Origin of the sequence: Streptomyces sp. NPDC052687, assembly GCF_040678395.1 — a bacterium.
GTDB lineage: Bacteria > Actinomycetota > Actinomycetes > Streptomycetales > Streptomycetaceae > Streptomyces.
Window position 1 is genome coordinate 38,160 of record NZ_JBFATR010000038.1, and the last position, 16,938, is coordinate 55,097.

At 72.1% G+C, this 16,938-nt stretch carries 14 protein-coding genes; 13 read left to right on the forward strand and 1 reads right to left on the reverse strand.

Annotation, left to right across the window (positions count from 1 at the left end; all coding sequences use genetic code 11):
• The first annotated feature begins 7 nt into the window (after positions 1–7).
• The 3 genes from AB0K92_RS25270 (at position 8) to AB0K92_RS25280 (ending at position 2,537) form a co-directional block, all read left to right on the forward strand.
• Positions 8–658 carry an FMN-binding negative transcriptional regulator gene (locus AB0K92_RS25270; protein WP_365926393.1) on the forward strand — a complete coding sequence of 217 codons (651 nt, stop codon included), beginning with the start codon at positions 8–10 and terminating at the stop codon, positions 656–658.
• A gap of 41 nt (positions 659–699) precedes the next feature.
• Positions 700–1,407: a phenylalanine--tRNA ligase beta subunit-related protein gene (locus AB0K92_RS25275; protein ID WP_365926395.1), complete on the forward strand. Its 708-nt coding sequence runs from the start codon at positions 700–702 to the stop codon at positions 1,405–1,407.
• Positions 1,408–1,655: 248 nt separating this feature from the next.
• A complete protein-coding gene (locus AB0K92_RS25280; protein ID WP_365926397.1) occupies positions 1,656–2,537 on the forward strand; it encodes an SDR family oxidoreductase in 882 nt (293 codons plus the stop codon).
• Between the two features lie 131 nt (positions 2,538–2,668).
• Here the strand turns inward: AB0K92_RS25280 and AB0K92_RS25285 are convergent, their stop codons facing one another.
• Positions 2,669–4,144, reverse strand: a complete 1,476-nt coding sequence (locus tag AB0K92_RS25285) for a DUF6882 domain-containing protein (RefSeq protein WP_365926399.1) — start codon at positions 4,142–4,144, stop codon at positions 2,669–2,671.
• A 317-nt stretch (positions 4,145–4,461) separates the two neighbouring features.
• Between AB0K92_RS25285 and AB0K92_RS25290 the strand changes: the two genes are divergently transcribed.
• The 10 genes from AB0K92_RS25290 to AB0K92_RS25335 all read left to right on the forward strand — a co-directional run bounded on the left by AB0K92_RS25290 (position 4,462) and on the right by AB0K92_RS25335 (position 16,883).
• The gene (locus tag AB0K92_RS25290) at positions 4,462–4,677 is read left to right on the forward strand and encodes a hypothetical protein (protein WP_365926401.1); all 216 of its coding nucleotides are present in this window, start codon (positions 4,462–4,464) and stop codon (positions 4,675–4,677) included.
• A 407-nt stretch (positions 4,678–5,084) separates the two neighbouring features.
• Positions 5,085–6,101 (forward strand): SMP-30/gluconolactonase/LRE family protein, encoded by a 1,017-nt coding sequence (locus AB0K92_RS25295; protein ID WP_365926403.1) that lies wholly within the window; start codon positions 5,085–5,087, stop codon positions 6,099–6,101.
• Positions 6,102–6,419: 318 nt separating this feature from the next.
• Complete coding sequence (locus AB0K92_RS25300) at positions 6,420–9,221, forward strand: lectin (RefSeq protein ID WP_365926405.1); 2,802 nt, start codon at positions 6,420–6,422, stop codon at positions 9,219–9,221.
• 16 nt (positions 9,222–9,237) lie between these two features.
• A complete protein-coding gene (locus AB0K92_RS25305) occupies positions 9,238–11,037 on the forward strand; it encodes a lectin (protein ID WP_365926407.1) in 1,800 nt (599 codons plus the stop codon).
• Between the two features lie 272 nt (positions 11,038–11,309).
• Positions 11,310–12,938 (forward strand): ATP-binding protein, encoded by a 1,629-nt coding sequence (locus tag AB0K92_RS25310; RefSeq protein ID WP_365926409.1) that lies wholly within the window; start codon positions 11,310–11,312, stop codon positions 12,936–12,938.
• A gap of 141 nt (positions 12,939–13,079) precedes the next feature.
• Positions 13,080–13,484, forward strand: a complete 405-nt coding sequence (locus AB0K92_RS25315; RefSeq protein WP_165995085.1) for a roadblock/LC7 domain-containing protein — start codon at positions 13,080–13,082, stop codon at positions 13,482–13,484.
• The gene (locus AB0K92_RS25320; RefSeq protein ID WP_165995083.1) at positions 13,481–13,837 is read left to right on the forward strand and encodes a DUF742 domain-containing protein; all 357 of its coding nucleotides are present in this window, start codon (positions 13,481–13,483) and stop codon (positions 13,835–13,837) included. Before AB0K92_RS25315 ends, AB0K92_RS25320 begins: the two co-directional genes overlap by 4 nt.
• A complete protein-coding gene (locus tag AB0K92_RS25325) occupies positions 13,818–14,438 on the forward strand; it encodes an ATP/GTP-binding protein (protein ID WP_365926412.1) in 621 nt (206 codons plus the stop codon). Before AB0K92_RS25320 ends, AB0K92_RS25325 begins: the two co-directional genes overlap by 20 nt.
• Entirely contained in the window at positions 14,435–15,670 is a 1,236-nt protein-coding gene (locus AB0K92_RS25330; RefSeq protein ID WP_365926414.1) for a cytochrome P450, read from the forward strand. Before AB0K92_RS25325 ends, AB0K92_RS25330 begins: the two co-directional genes overlap by 4 nt.
• Positions 15,654–16,883, forward strand: coding sequence for a cytochrome P450 (locus tag AB0K92_RS25335; protein ID WP_365926416.1), 1,230 nt, complete (start codon positions 15,654–15,656; stop codon positions 16,881–16,883). The genes AB0K92_RS25330 and AB0K92_RS25335 overlap by 17 nt, the downstream gene beginning before the upstream one ends.
• Positions 16,884–16,938 lie beyond the last annotated feature (55 nt).

Genomic DNA, 16,938 nt, shown 5'->3' on the forward strand with positions numbered 1-16,938 from the left:
GTTCCCCATGCTGATCCACCCCTGGGACGCGAGTCTGGACGAAGCCGAATGGCAGTCCTGGATCGCCGGCGGTCACGATTTCGGCCTTCTCAGCGTCAACGGCCCGGCAGGCCGGCCGCCCGTGGCCGTGCCCACCCACTTCGCCGGCGGCAGCGGCCGGCTCCTGATCCACCTCGCCCGGCCGAACCCCGTCTGGAAGGCGCTCGAGAACGACCCGAAGGTCCTGTTCACCGTCTTCGGCGACTACACCTTCGTCCCCGGCCCCTGGCGCGCCCAGCCGGACACCCCGCCCGCCGACGGCGTCCCCACCAGTTACTACACCGCCGTCCAGTTCACCTGCCGCGCCACGATCGTCGACGACCCCGAGGCCAAGGCGGAACTCCTGCGCGTCCAGATGGCGCACTTCCAGCCCGCCGGCGACCACGCCGGCATCGTCGTCGGCCAACCCCCTTACGGGCGCATGCTGTCCGGTATCCGAGGCCTGTACCTGGACGTCACCGAGGTGCGGGCCAAGTTCAAGTACGACGACCACAAGCCGGTCGGACACCGCACCGCCGTCGCGGACCACCTGACAGAACGCGCCCAGGGCCTGGACCTCGCCGCCGCGGCCCAGCAGCGCCGCCGCATGGACCGCATCGGCCCCTACAAGCAGCCCTGACCACGCCCCACGACCGCCCGACAGACCTGGAAGCCCCAGCCATGACCACGTTCCGTCTCAGCCCCGCCGTCGCCGACGCCTTCCCCGACACCCTCATCGCCCTCGTCACCGCCACCGGCCTCGACGGCCACGGGCCCTGGCCGGAGACCGCCGCCGCCGTGGCGGACCTGGAGCGGCAGCTCGCCGACGGGACCTGGCAGCCCGCGGACGAGACCGATCCGCGGATCGAGGCCTGGCACACCGCCTACCGTTCCTTCGGCACCAACCCCCGCCGCATCCGTCCCAGCGTCGACGCCCTCGGCCGGAGACTGGCGAAGAAGGGCACCCTGCCGCGCGTCAACCCCGCGGTCGACGCCTACAACACCGTCTCCGTCCGCCACGGCCTGCCGGCCGGCGCCTTCGACCTCGACCACGTCGCCGGTGACGTCGTCATCCGGTACGCGGACGGCAGCGAGGAGTTCACACCGCTCGGCGAACCCGGCACCGTGGAGACCCCCAAGCCCGGCGAGGTCGTCTACGCCGACACCGACGGCGTCCTGACCCGCCACTGGAACCACCGCGACGCCCACCGCACCCGCGTCACCGAGGACTCCGCCCGCGTCACCTTCGTCCTCGAGACCCTCCGCGCCTCCCACGACGGCCACCTCCTGAAGACGGCGGCCGGGGAACTGCGCGGCCTGCTCACCCCGCACGCCGCCCGGACGCACGTGGTCCACCTCACCGCGGAGCGGCCCGAAGCCACGGTGTGAGGCGATCCGCCGCCCACTCGCCGCTGACTGCGCCGTTCACTCGGCCGGCCGCGCCGGCCAGCGTGGCGGTCCTCGCGAAGCGTGCCCGCGGTGATTGGCTTCACCACGCGCCGGGCGGCACAGGACGGACCCGGCGCACCGGCCTCGGCGAACCTGATCGACATCGCGCTGTCGTGGGTACCCGTGCCGCAGGCCGCAGAGCACCGGGCACCGCACCGGTCGTACCTGCCGACAAGGAGGCTGACCACGTGACCGAGCACCAGCAGGACCCCACCGAACAGCACCCGCAGCCGGACTTCCCCGGCCAGAACCAGCCGCACCCCGGCTGGACCGGGCCCATGGACCCGCCCCCGGACCACGGGGAGGAGTCGTACCGGGGCAGCGGCCGGCTGACGGACCGCAAGGCCGTGATCACCGGCGGCGACTCGGGCATCGGACGGGCGGTCGCGCTGGCGTTCGCCCGTGAGGGGGCAGACGTCCTCTTCACCTACCTGGAGGACGAGAAGGACGACGCCGCCGAGACCGTACGGCTGGTCGAGGAGGCCGGGCGACAGGCCGTGGCCGTCTCCTGCGACGTACGCGAGGAGGAGAACTGCCGGTCCCTGGTGGACCGCGCCGTTCAGGAGTTCGGCCGGATCGACATCCTGGTGAACAACGCGGCCTACCAGATGTCGCAGCCCGACGGCATCGAGGCGATCTCCACCGAGCAGTTCGACCGGGTGGTGCGGACCAACCTGTACGGCATGTTCTGGCTGTGCAAGTTCGCCCTGCGGCACATGCCGGAGGGCGGCAGCATCATCAACTCGACGTCGGTGCAGGCGTACAAGCCCAGTCCGCATCTGCTGGACTACGCCATGACGAAGGGCGCGATCGTCAACTTCACCCAGGGACTGGCGCAGATGGTGATCGAGCGGGGGATCCGGGTCAACGCCGTCGCACCGGGCCCGGTGTGGACACCGCTGATCCCGGCGACCATGCCGGACACCCAGGAGTTCGGCAAGCAGGCGCCGATCGGACGCCCCGCCCAGCCCGCCGAGATGGCCCCCGCGTACGTCTTCCTCGCCTCGCAGGAGGCGTCGTACATCACCGCGGAGATCGTCAACGCGACGGGCGGTACACCGCTCCCGTAGCACGCCAAGGCCGAGCCGAAGCACGGCCGGTCCGCACCGCCGCCGGGCGGCGCACCGCGACCATCGGTGTGCCGCCCGGCCCTCGGTGACCGCGGCCCGTCGCTCAGGGGAGCGACGGGGACGGGGGCGCCTCACATGGGCGCTCCCATCAGCATGCCGGGCGTGACCTCGGTGATGGTCCCGTCCGGCGCGAAGTGGACCCGCACCTCGTACACCCCGATCACGCCGCTGATGAAGTCCGGCTGCCCGTAGTGCCACACCTGCAACCCGACGCGCTCGAAGTACGACTGGGCGAGCGACCGCATGGTCTCGGCACGGGTCGACTGCTCCACCAGGCCCTGGAGCCAGCTCGCGCCCCCGCGGATGTCCGTGACGGCCCCGTCGAGGTCGGTGATCCCGGTGTCGCCCAGGCGCTCGTCGGTGACGGCGAAGAAGTCGTTCCCGAGCGAGGTGAAGGTGTGGCCCGCCACGTTCGCCGCCGTGCGGGCCAGTGCGACCGCGACCGCCTCCCGCGGCCCGTACACCCGCAGATCCAGCTGCTCGCCCGACAGTTCGGGCAGGTTCCCGGCCTCCGTCCGGCCGAGCCCGGCCGCCTCCCGGAACCGCTCCCGGACGTCCTCCGTCCCCGGCGCCCACCGGAACCAGCCCTCCTCGGTGTCGTAGGAGCCGAGACGGCGCGCCTTCAGGCCCCCGCCGGGGAACCGCAGCTCCCCGGCCCGCTCGTCCCACAGCGGCGCGCGACCGGCGAAGTCGAGGTGGTCGTCCGCGTACTGGACAATCGCCCGCGTCCGCAGGATCGAGAAGGCCATCTCCCGCGCCGCCACGGCCAGCAGCGGCCGCGGGAACGTCCGGTGCGGCGCGTCGGGGGAGCGGCGCGCCCCCTCCAACTCCTGTTCCCCGGCCGCGCCGCAGGCGGGCGCGCCCCCGTCCGGTCCGGTGACCTCGACACCGGTGACCCCCTCGCCGTCCAGGGTCACGACGACCCGGTCGCCCCCGTCCAGCACGCCCTCCACCCGGCCGGGCCCGTACGCCGGCTCGATCCCGTGCCGTGCGAACCAGCCCCGCACCGGCTGCAGCGCGGAACCCGGCAGCAGCGCGACGCCGTTGCGCAGGGCCGTGGCGAGCCGGGCGGCGCGCGGCTCGGCCCGCGGTACGGCGGGGTCGTCGACGACCATGAAGAGCCGGCCGCGTTCGTTCACCGCGCAGATCACCCCGCCCCGGGCGTCGAGCAGACCCATGCACATCAGCAGCAGGTGATCGGCCGCCAGCCGGGGGTCGGGGAAGTGGTTGAGATCCGGCATCGGCTCGGTCAGCTCCGGCACACCCTCCCGCTCACCCAGCTCACGCAGCTCCAGCGAACGTGCCGCGATCGCGCTGTCCCGGTACGACTCGTTGGCCCACGCCCACATCCAGGTGCCGTCCAGGGCGTAGGTGCCGATGGCGTGGGCGCGCAAGGTGATGCCCGAGCGTGTCACGGACGGTTCGTCCCGGTCGAAGGACACCACCCCGGCGGGCACCAGGGAGTCGAAGAGGTCGAGCTGCTCGCACACCCAGGCGAGGTTCGGCCGGGCGAGAGCGAGGAGCTGGTCACTGAAGGAGACGGTCATGAACGCTTTCCGGTAGGCGGTCGGGCGGGCCTCCGCGATCGAGCGGCCGCGCTGCGTACGCCCTGATGACTCCCGCACGGCGCCCCGCGGTTCCAGCCCTGCGGCGCACTCGGGCCTGAGAAAAAGGGAACTCCACCGGCTTTCGGCCGGAGGGCCTTTGCCTTGGCCGGATCATAAAAGGGCGCGATTGTACGTACGTGTTCCATCGCGGAGTTATGGGCGGAATTGATATTCTGTCCGGAATTCAGTCGTTGTTTCCATCGGATGCAGATCACCTTTCCAAGGGAGTGGGTAGCCGAGCGGTAGAGGGGTGAAAGATGGGTAACGCAAGGGTGGTCCGTTTGCTGGCGACCGGTCTCGTGGTGGTGTTGTCCGCCCTGGTCGCCCTGGCCGTCGCCTGGGGAACGCGGTCCGCGGGAGCCAACTGGCCCGATGTCTTCCAGCGCGCCGGTTCCACGTTCGGGGGCACCGTGGGAGTGTGCGCGGCTCTGACCGCCCTGTACCGGGCCATCGGAGGCGGGGCCGATGAGTAGTCCGAGCGGCCGGAGACCCGGCATACCGCACAATGCGGCCCGCTGAACGCGGCACTGAAGCTGACCGGACGCTGCTGAGACGGCCCGAACGGCTGCCGGGGGAGCAGTCCGCGCGGCGACGCGTGCGGACGGACGTATCGCCCTGAAGCGTCACCGAAGCCGCCGCGGACGCACGCCCCCCGCGGTCCGTCGCCCGAGTCCGCCGCCCGAGTCCGCGGCGGGCTGCCCTGAGTCCGCGGCGGGGCTGCCCCGAGCCCGCGGCGGAGCAGCCTGACGCCGCGGCAGCGTCACTGCGCGCCGACCGCGGGTAGGGGAGCGGTGAGCGCGCGGCCGGCGCGGACCGTGTGGACGTGGCGGTGCGGCGCCGGCCCCGTCCACCGCACCGACGCCCGAGCAGGGAGCCCGCCGTGACCTCGACCCGCCGCCTGATCTCACCTCGCCGCTGGACCCCGCCCCCGGCCCCGGCCGACCAGGGCCGCACCCACGCCACCCGCCGGTTCGTGGTGGCCCGTCGCCTGCCGACCGGTGGCCACGGTCCCGAAGACGTGGTCTTCGACCGCCGGGGAGCCCTGCTCACCGGTCTCGGTGACGGCAGCGTGGTGCGCATGAACCCGACCACCGGCGCCCGTACCGTGCTGGCCGGCACCGGGGGCCGGCCACTGGGGCTGGAACCCTGCCCCGACGGCGGCGTCCTGGTCTGCGACCACGACCGGGGACTGCTGCGCATCGGCGCCGACGGATCGGTCCACACCCTCGTCGACTCCCTCGCGGGCCGCCCGCTCACCTTCGCCAGCAACGTGGTGCGAGGCCCCGACGGGACCATCTGGTTCACCGTCTCCACCCGCCGCTGGGACCTCGACCACTACCTCGGCGACATCCTCGAACACTCCTGCACCGGGATGCTCGTCCGCCGGGACACCGACGGCACCGTCACGGTGCTGCTCGACGACCTCAAGTTCGCCAACGGACTGGTGCTCGCCCCGGACGCCTCGCATCTGCTCGTCGCCGAGACCGCCGGATACCGGGTGCGCCGCTACTGGCTCACCGGCCCCGGAGCCGGGACGGTCGAGCCGTTCGCCGAGAACCTGGCCGGCCTGCCCGACAACATGAGCCTCGGCGCCGGCGGGCTCCTGTGGGTGTCGCTCGCCGCTCCCCGCAACGCCCTGCTGGACAGCCTGCTGCCCCGGCCGGGCCTGTGGCGGACCCTGTTGTGGAACCTGCCGCAGGCCGTGCGCCCCAGGCCCGCGTCCCTCGCGTGGGTCATGGCCTTCGACCTCGACGGCCGGGTCGTCCACGACCTGCGGTCGGACGACTGCGCGTACGGCTTCGTGACCAGCGTCGCCGAGCACGGCGGCACGGTGGTCGCCGCCAGCCTCCACGAGGACGACATCGTCGTGCTCGCTCCCCTGCCCCCGGCCTCCTGAGACGGGCCGGCGGGGCGTCACACCCCGGCGTGGTGCGACGCCCCGCGATGCTTCACCACTTTGTCTCTGTCGTGGAAAAAGTATCGAGAACTTGCGTCGAACGGGTTACGCCGTTCGACGAAGCCCGCTAACTTCCTTGAAATGAACCGGTCATAGAGCGTCGGCCGGTCTCGACGGCGCGACGGCGCGCGCCTGTGAACAGGCCCATGAACGTCTTGGCAGTCCGCTGAGGCCTGCCGTCATCCCACCCCACATCGGGAGACCTCTGTGCGCACGAGACCGTATGGACACAGACGTGTCCGCCACTTACTGACCGCCGTGGCCTGCGCCCTCGGCTTCCTCCTTCCGGCGTCCCCCGCAACCGCCGCGCCCGCGGCCCCGGCCGGGCGGGCCGAGGCGCCCGCCGCCCCGGAGTTCCAGCAAGTCACGCTCGCCAAGGGCGTGGCCGAGACCGGCGAACCCATGACCCTGGCCGTGCTGCCGGACCGCTCGGTCCTGCACACCTCGCGGGACGGCACCCTCCGGCTGACGAACGCCGCGGGCACCACCAGCGTCGTGGGCAAGCTCGACGTCTACAGCCACGACGAGGAGGGCCTGCAAGGCGTCGCCGTGGACCCCGGCTTCTCGTCCAACCGGTACGTCTACCTCTACTACGCGCCGAAGCTCAGCACGCCCGGCGGTGACGCCCCGGCCGACGGCACCGCCGCCGACTTCGCCCCCTTCGACGGGGTCAACCGGCTGTCCCGGTTCGTCCTGAAGACGGACGGCACCCTGGACCTCGCCAGCGAGAAGAAGATCCTCGACGTGCCCGCCTCACGGGGCACCTGCTGCCACGTCGGCGGCGACATCGACTTCGACGCGGCCGGCAACCTGTACCTGTCCACCGGCGACGACACCAACCCGTTCGCCTCGGACGGCTTCACCCCGATCGACGAGCGTGCGAGCCGCAATCCCGCCTTCGACGCCCAGCGTTCCTCGGGCAACACCAACGACCTGCGCGGCAAGGTCCTGCGGATCAAGGTCAACGCCGACGGGTCGTACTCGATCCCGAGCGGCAACCTCTTCCCGCCGGGCACCGCGAAGACCCGCCCCGAGATCTACGCCATGGGCTTCCGCAACCCGTTCCGGATGAGCGTCGACAAGGCCACGGGCATCGTCTACCTCGGCGACTACGGACCCGACTCCGGCGTCGCGAGCCCCACCCGCGGACCCGCCGGGCAGGTGGAGTTCAACCGGATCACCAAGGCGGGCAACTACGGCTGGCCGTACTGCACCGGCGACAACGACGCCTACGTCGACTACGACTTCGCCACCGGCGCCTCGGGGTCCGCGTTCAGCTGCGCGGCCCCGAAGAACACGTCGCCCCGCAACACCGGCCTGACCGACCTGCCTCCCGCGCAGCCCGCCTGGATCCCGTACGACGGCGGATCCGTCCCCGAGTTCGGCTCCGGGTCGGAGTCCCCGATGGGCGGCCCGGTCTACCGCTACGACGCCGCCTCGGCCTCCGAGGTGAAGTTCCCGCAGGAGTTCGACGGCGACTTCTTCGCCGGCGAGTTCGGCCGCCGCTGGATCAAGCGGATCGAGTCCGGCGGCGACGGCACCGTGCAGTCCATCAACTCCTTCCCCTGGAGCGGCACCCAGGTGATGGACATGGCCTTCGGCCCGGACGGTGCCCTGTACGTCCTCGACTACGGCACCGGCTACTTCAGCGGCGACGAGAACTCCGCCCTGTACCGCATCGAGCACGTCACCGGCGGTCTCGCGCCGCTCGCGCAGGCCAAGGCCGACGTCACCTCCGGGAAGGCGCCCCTGACCGTCGCGTTCTCCTCGGCCGGCAGCTCCGACCCCGACGGCGGCGCCCTCGGCTACGCGTGGACCTTCGGCGACGGCACCACCTCCACCGCCGCCAACCCCACGCACACCTACACCGCCAACGGCCGGTACACGGCCACCCTGAAGGTCACCGACCCGACCGGCAAGTCCGCGACGGCGTCGGTGCAGATCACCGTCGGCAACACCGCCCCGACGGTCAGGCTCGACCTGCCCGTGGACGGACGGATCTACGACTTCGGCGCCGCCATCCCCTTCAAGGTGACGGTCACCGACCCCGAGGACGGCACGGTCGACTGCTCCAAGGTGAAGGTGACCTTCATCGTCGGACACGACAGCCACGGCCACCCGCAGACCTCCACCACCGGCTGCGAGGGCACGCTCCAGACCCTGGCGGACGGCGAGCACGACCCCAACGCCAACATCTTCGGCGTCATCGACGCCGAGTACACCGACAAGGGCGCGAACGGCCAGCCCGCGCTGACCACGCACGACCAGCACATCACCCAGCCCAGCCACCGGCAGGCCGAGCACTACGGCGGCTCCGCCGGTGTCCAGGTCGTCACCCACACCCCCGCGCACGGCGGCCGGACCGTCGGCCACATCGACAACGGCGACTGGATCTCCTTCACGCCGTACGCCCTCGACAACGCCACCAGGTTCACCGCCCGGGTCTCCTCCGCGGGCGTCGGCGGCACCATCGAGGTACGCGCCGGATCGCCGGCCGGCACCCTGCTCGGCACCGCGACCGTACCGGTGACCGGCGGCTGGGAGACCTTCCAGGACGTGTCGGCCGACCTGGCCAACCAGCCCGGCGGCTCGACGACCCTGCACCTCGTCTTCAAGGGCGGCAGCGGCTCGCTGTTCGACGTCGACGAGTTCTCCTTCACCACCTCCGGCGGGGGAACCCGCTCCGGTGAGGTGAAGGGGGTGAACGGCAAGTGTCTGGACGTGGACGGCGGGCAGACGGCCGACGGGACGAAGGTGCAGGTGTGGACGTGCAACGGTTCGGCCGCGCAGCGGTGGACGGTCGGTGGTGACGGCTCGCTGAAGGCGCTGGGCAAGTGCCTGGACGTCTCCGGCGGGGGCAGCGCGGACGGTACGCGGATCCAGTTGTGGACGTGCAACGGGACGGGTGCGCAGAAGTGGGCGGCGCAGTCCGACGGTACGGTGCGCAATCCGCAGTCGGGCAAGTGCCTGGACGCGTCGGGCGGTACGTGGAACGACGGGACCGCGGTCCATCTGTGGACCTGCCACACCGGACCCAACCAGAAGTGGACCCTGCCGTAGAAAGGAGGCGACCCTGATGCGTACCACCCGGACAACCCGTACACCCCGTGCACGCCTTGCATCGCGCACACCTCTGAGAGCGGCCCTCGGCCTGTTCGCCGCCGCCGTGCTCTGCCTGACCCCGCAGGCCGCGGCCCAGCCCGCGACCGGCAGCCCATCCGCCACCGCGGAGAGCCGCGCGGCCGCCGACCCGGCGTACAAGATCCTCGTCTTCTCCAAGACGGCCGGCTTCCGGCACTCCTCGATCGACGACGGCATCGCGGCCCTGCGCGGCCTGGGCACGGCGAACAACTTCACCGTCGACGCCACCGAGGACGCGCAGGCCTTCACGACCGGCAACCTCGCCCAGTACAAGGCGGTCGTCTTCCTGTCGACGACGGGCGACGTGCTCAACGCCGCCCAGCAGACGGCCTTCGAGCAGTACATCAAGGGCGGCGGCGGATACGTCGGCATCCACGCCGCCGCCGACACCGAGTACGACTGGCCCTTCTACGAAGGCCTCGCCGGGGCGCTCTTCCACTCCCACCCGGCCATCCAGTCCGCCACCGTCAAGGTGGAGGACCGGGCGCACGACGCCACCGCCCACCTGGGCGGCACCTGGCAGCGCACCGACGAGTGGTACAACTACCGCACCAACCCGCGCACCAGCGCCCACGTCCTCGCCTCGCTCGACGAGTCCAGCTACTCGGGCGGGAACATGTCCGGCGACCACCCGATCGCCTGGTGCAAGGACTACCAGGGCGGCCGGGCCTTCTACACCGGCGGCGGCCACACCGACGAGTCGTACACCGAGCCCGCCTTCCGCCGCCACCTCCTCGGCGGCATCCGCTGGGCGGCCGGCATGACCGACGCCGACTGCCGTCCCGAGACCGGCTACACGTCCCTGTTCGACGGCTCGTCCACCACCGGCTGGAAACAGGCCGGTCCCGGCGGGTTCACCCTCGCCGACGGCGGCCTCACCTCCCACGGCGGGCTGGGCATGCTCTGGTACTCCGCGAAGGAGTTCACCGGCGACTACTCCGTCAAACTCGACTGGAAGGCGGCCGGCGACGACAACTCCGGAGTCTTCCTCGGCTTCCCGGCCTCCGACGACCCGTGGTCCGCGGTGAACAACGGCTACGAGATCCAGATCGACGCCACCGACGCGGCCGACCGCACCACGGGCTCCGTCTACGGCTTCAAGTCCGCCGACATCGCCGCGCGCGACGCCGCGCTGAACCCGCCGGGGGAGTGGAACACCTACGAACTCCGCGTCACCGGCGAACGCCTGGAGGTCTTCCTCAACGGCCGCAAGATCAACGACTTCACCAACACCGACCCGGCACGCAGCCTCGCACAGGGCCACATCGGCATCCAGAACCACGGCGACGGTGACGAGGTGTCCTTCCGCAACATCCGCGTCAGACAGGGCGGCGGCGGCCAGGAGCCCGCGCCCCGCACGGGCGAGGTGAAGGGGGTGAACGGCAAGTGTCTGGACGTGGACGGCGGGCAGACGGCCGACGGGACGAAGGTGCAGGTGTGGACGTGCAACGGTTCGGCCGCGCAGCGGTGGACGGTCGGTGGTGACGGCTCGCTGAAGGCGCTGGGCAAGTGCCTGGACGTCTCCGGCGGGGGCAGCGCGGACGGTACGCGGATCCAGTTGTGGACGTGCAACGGGACGGGTGCGCAGAAGTGGGCGGCGCAGTCCGACGGTACGGTGCGCAATCCGCAGTCGGGCAAGTGCCTGGACGCGTCGGGCGGTACGTGGAACGACGGGACCGCGGTCCATCTGTGGACCTGCCACACCGGACCCAACCAGAAGTGGACCCTGCCCTGATTCGACGGTCACCGCACGCTCCGTCCCGCCGCGGACGGACAGGCCCTTGCCCCTCACGGCAGCCGTGAGGGGCAAGGGCCGGCCGCGCTGGGAAAAACGGGGTCTTCCCGAAGAAATGATCTCGGTTGCGGGCGCCGATTGACACAAGTGATCGCAACCACACAGAATCCTTACGGCCTCTGTCACCAACTCATGCACAGTGGTAACCAGTTGACGACCGGTCGGCAGCACGCCGCCGATCCCGGCTGGGCCACGGTCGAGGATCGCTCTTCATGACTGCGCCCAGTCCGCCGGGTGAACGTCCCGGCCTCCGTACGGTGCTGCCGCCCGCCCTGGCCGCCGCCGTGCCGACCATGACGCTCGTGGCCGGTACCGCGGTGACGATCGTCCCGCCGGACGCGCGCGTGCTGTTCGCCTCCGGCGGGGGGACGCTCGCCGTGCTGCTGGGCGCCGCCGTGGCCGTCGCCGCCCGGTACCGCATCACCAGCCGCGTGCTGCGCGGCAAACTGGACGACGCCGGCGGCGACATCGGGCGGCTGCTCCAGGACAAGACCCGCATGCAGGCGGAGTTCGCCCGCGAACTGGAGCGCCGCGCCCAGGAGGCGGAGCGGGAACGGCACGTCCTGGCCGACGACCTCGAACGCCTCCGCGGTGACCACGCACGGCTGGCCGAGCGGGTCCGTCAGGCGGAGACCGAGCGGGCCACGGCGATCTCCGCCACCGCCAACGCCGCCGCCCGACTGCAGGCCCTGGCCAACGGCATCCTCGCCGACCTGCGCGCCATGGAGGAGAAGCACAGCGACGAAGAGGTCCTGGACGACCTGCTCCACCTCGACCACCGCACCGCCCAGGCCGGCCGCGTCGCCGACTCCATCGCCGTGCTCTCCGGGGCCCGCTCGGGCCGGCGCTGGGCCCGCCCCATCCCCATGGAGTCGATCCTGCGGGGCGCCATGGGCCGGATCGGCGGCTACCGGCGGGTGCGCGTCCACTCCACGAGCGAGACGGCGGTCGCCGGACACGCCGCCGAGGGCGTGATGCACGTCCTGGCCGAACTCCTCGACAACGCCACGAACTTCTCCCCGCCGACGTCCGAGGTCCACGTGTACGTGGAGGAGGTACCGGCCGGTGTGCTCGTCTCCGTGGAGGACAGCGGGCTCGTGATGAGCGATGTCCAGCTGCGGCGGGCCGAACGGGCGGTCTCCGGCGACATCACCGGACTCGGCGGTCTGACCGGCACCCGGCTGGGACTGGCGGTCGTGGGCCGGCTCTCCCGCAAGCACGGTCTGAAGGTGTCCTTCCGGCCGTCGGCCCGCGGCGGCACGGGCGTTCTCGTGCTGCTCCCGCAGGAGATCCTGACCGTCGCCGACACGCGGCCGTCGGCGCCGGAGGGTGCGGCTGTGTCCGCGTCGGGTGCGGCCCTGTCCGCGTCGGAGAGGACCGCGTCGCGCGCGGCCCTGCCCGCCTCGCAGGGCGCCGCGTCGAGCCTGTCCGCCGCCTCCCCGGCCTCCACGACCTCCGCGGGCTCGGAGCAGGATGCGGCGCCCGGGGGCGTACGTACCACCGGCGGCACGGACGCTCCCGGCGCCGGGTCCACCACGGCGGACCCCGACCGGTCGGCGGCGCCGCACACCGGCACCACGGCCGGCGGGCTGCCCCGGCGCCGCCGTGGCCACACCCTCGCCGCGGCCGAGCGGTCCCGGACCCAGCTCACCCGGCCGGGGCAGTCGTCCCAGCCGGACCGGACGAGCGCCGCGCCCACCGACATCCGGACCCGGACCGCCAGGTTCACGAGCTTCCGCCAGGCGGTGCGCGGGGAGGCCCCCCGCCCCGGACCCGACGGCGGCCCGAACCCCGCACCGCCCCCGGCGCAAGAGTCCGGCTCCGACACTCCCACCGCATAGACCGGAACGTCCGCCACGGGGCTGATCCCTCACCCGAGAGCCGTTCAGACCCACCGAGACCCATCAAGACCCTTCAAGACCCATCCGAGACCCCACCGGCGGGCCCGATCACTCCTCGTATCCGGAAGGCAATCCCACCCCATGACCGGCACCACCACCGACGAGAAGCTCTCCTGGCTCATCGAGGGCCTGCTGGAGCGCACCCCCGGCGCACGCCACGCGCTCGTGCTCTCCCGCGACGGCCTGAAGCTGTGCCGCACCTCGGGCCTCTCCACGGATCAGGCCGACCAGCTCGCCGCGATCGCCGCCGGCATCCAGTCGCTGTCCCAAGGGGCCTCCGTGGAGTTCGGCGACGGCACCGGGGGCGTCCGCTCGGCCATGACCGAGTTCTACGGCGGCGTCCTGTTCATCGTCGAGGCCGGTGAGGGAGCGCACCTGGCGGTCGTCACCACCGAGGACGCCGATCCCGGACTGGTCGGTCACCACATGAACGAGCTGGTGGAGCAGCTCGGCGACCACCTGCGCGCCGAGCCGCGGACCTCATGAGCCGCCCCGGCCGGGACGATGCCCCCGACCGGCTCTACACCGTCACCGGTGGCCGGAGCCGGACCGCACCGGACTCGCCGTTCGACCTGGTGACACTGGTCGTGGCCGAGTCCGCCCCGGTGCCGGGCATGCAGTCCGAGCACGCGGCGATCCTCCGGCTCGCCGAGCGCCCCACGGCGGTGGTCGAACTCGCCGCGGAACTGCGCCTCCCGGTGAGCATCACCAAGATCCTGCTCACCGACCTGCACGACCAGGGCCGCGTCAGCGCCCGCCACCCCCGCACGGCCGCCTCCTCCGGCCTTCCCGACCCCGACATCCTGGAACAGGTGCTCGTTGGACTCCGCAATCTCTGACGCCCGCACTCCGCTGGGTGCCTCCGCCGACAACGGTCTGAAGATCGTGATCGTCGGCGGCTTCGGCGTCGGCAAGACGACCATGGTCCGTTCGGTGAGCGAGATCCGCCCGCTCAACACCGAGGAGACCATGACCCAGGCCGGTGAGGCGGTCGACGACATCCGCGAGGTGCGCGGCAAGACCGCCACCACCGTGGCCTTCGACTTCGGCCGGATCACCCTGGACGCGCGCAACGTGCTGTACCTGTTCGGAGCGCCGGGCCAGGAGCGCTTCTGGTTCCTGTGGGACCGGCTCTTCTCCGGCACGCTGGGCGCGGTCGTCCTCGTCGACACCCGCCGGATCGACGACTCCTGGTACGCCATCGACCGTCTGGAACACCACGGCACCCCGTTCGTCGTGGCGTGCAACGACTTCGGCGGCACCGCGCACCCGCCGGCCGAGGTCCGCGCCGCCCTCGACCTGGACCCGCACGTCCCGCTGCTGTACTGCGACGCCCGCTCCCGGGAGTCCAGCAAGCAGGTGCTGATCGCCCTCGTCGAACACATCAGCAGCCGGTACGCCGCCCCGCACGCCGAGTCCTTCCAGGAGCTGGTCCCGTGAACACCACCCCCGTCCCCCTGGGCGGGCCCCGGTTCCAGACCGATCCGGCCGGGCTGTACCGGGAGATGCGCCGCGAGCACGGGCCGGTCGTGCCGGTGCTGCTCGACGGTGACATCCCGGCCTGGCTCGTCGTCGGCTACCGGGAACTGCACCAGGTCACCGGCGACCCGGTGCTCTTCAGCCGCGACTCCGACCTGTGGAACCAGTGGGAGAACATCCCCGACGACTGGCCGCTGCTGCCCATGATCGGCCGCAAGCAGCCGTCCATCCTCTACACCGTCGGCGAACGGCACCGGCAGCGCGCCGCGATGATCAGCGACGCCCTCGAAGCCGTCGATCCGTTCGAACTGCGCGGCCACTGCGAGCGGTTCGCGGACGAACTGATCGACGCGGTGTGCGCCAAGGGGGAGGCGGACCTGGTCGCCGACTACGCCATGCTGCTGCCGGTACGCGTGCTCGCCCGGCTCTACGGCTTCTCCGAGGAGGAGGGGCCCGCGCTGGTCACCGCGCTGAACGACATGATCGACGGCCGGGAGCGGGCGATCGCGGGCCAGCAGCACCTGGCCGCCTCCATGGCCGCCCTGCTGGCCGCGCGCAAGGCCGCACCCGACCGTGACGTCGTCTCCCGGATGCTCGCCGACAGCAGCGGTTTCACCGAGGAGGAGATCGCCCAGGACCTCATGGTGATGATGGCGGCCGGCCATCAGCCGACCGCCGACTGGATCGGCAACTCCCTGCGGCTGATGCTCACCGACGCCCGGTTCGCCGCGTCGCTGTTCGGCGGCCGCAACAGTGTCGCCGAGGCGATGAGCGAAGTCCTGTGGGAGGACACCCCCACCCAGAACGTGGCCGGCCGCTGGGCGTCCCGCGACACCCGGCTCGGCGGGCGCCCCATCCGCGCCGGCGACCTGCTGCTGCTCGGACTCCAGGGCGCCAACGACGACCCGCAGGTGCGCACCCACGGTGCCGCGCTCACGGGCGGCAACCACGCCCACTTCTCGTTCGGCCACGGCGAGCACCGGTGCCCCTTCCCCGCCCAGGAGATCGCCGAGGTCATCGCCCGTACCGCCATCGAGGTCGTCCTGGACCGGCTGCCGGACATCGATCTGGCGGTACCCGCCGACGCCCTGACCCGCCGCCCCTCGCCCTGGCTGCGCGGACTCACGGCCCTGCCCGTGCGGTTCACCCCGACCCCTGCCCTTGGAGGCACGCCGTATGACCACCGGCACTGAACAGACACGGATCGCCCTCGACCCCTTCGTCACCGACCTCGACGGCGAGAGCGCGCGGCTGCGCGAGGCGGGCCCGCTCGCCGCGGTCGAGCTGCCCGGGGGCGTGCCGGTGTGGGCCGTCACGCACCACGCCGAGGCCAAGCAGCTGCTGACCGATCCCCGCGTCGTGAAGGACATCAACGTCTGGGGTGCCTGGCAGCGCGGTGAGATCCCCGCCGACTGGCCGCTGATCGGGCTGGTCAACCCCGGCCGGTCGATGCTCACCGTGGACGGCGCCGACCACCGCCGCCTGCGCACCCTGGTCGCCCAGGCACTGACCCCGCGCCGCGTGGAACAGATGCGGGAGCGCATCACCCAGCTCACCCGCACCCTGCTGGACCGGCTGCCGGCCGGCGGTGACGTGGTCGACCTCAAGGCCGAGTTCGCGTACCCGCTGCCGATGTACGTGATCGCCGACCTGATGGGCATCGACGAGGCCCGGCTGCCCCGGCTGAAGGTGCTGTTCGAGAAGTTCTTCTCCACGCAGACCCCGCCGCACGAGGTCGTCGCCACCCTCACCGAACTGGCCACGATCATGGCCGAGACGGTCGCCGGCAAACGGGAGCGGCCGGGCGACGACCTCACCAGCGCGCTGATCGCCGCGTCCGACGGCGGTGACCGGCTCACCGACGAGGAGATCGTCTCCACCCTGCAGCTGATGGTCGCCGCCGGGCACGAGACGACCATCTCCCTGATCGTCAACGCGGTCGTCAACCTGTCCACCCACCCGGACCAGCGCGCCCTGGTGCTGTCGGGCGCGGCGGACTGGTCCGCGGTGATCGAGGAGACCCTGCGCTACTCGACCCCCACCTCGCACGTCCTCATCCGCTTCGCCACCGAGGACATCCCGGTCGGTGACCGCGTCCTGCCCGCCGGTGACGCGCTCATCGTCTCCTACGGCGCCATCGGCCGGGACGAGCGGGCCCACGGGCCCACCGCCGGACGGTTCGACATCACCCGCACCCCCGCCACCCGGCACATCTCCTTCGGCCACGGCCCCCACGTCTGCCCCGGCGCCGCGCTCTCCCGGCTGGAGGCCGGGGTGGCCCTCCCCGCCCTGTACGAGCGCTTCCCCGCCCTCGACCTCGCCGTCCCCGCCGCCGAACTCAGAAACAAGCCCGTGGTCACCCAGAACGACCTGTACGAACTCCCCGTGCGCCTGACCGGCAAGTAGAACCCGCGGCGCCACCGGGGCGCCCTCCCGAGGGAGGGCGCCCCCGCCGGCTCCC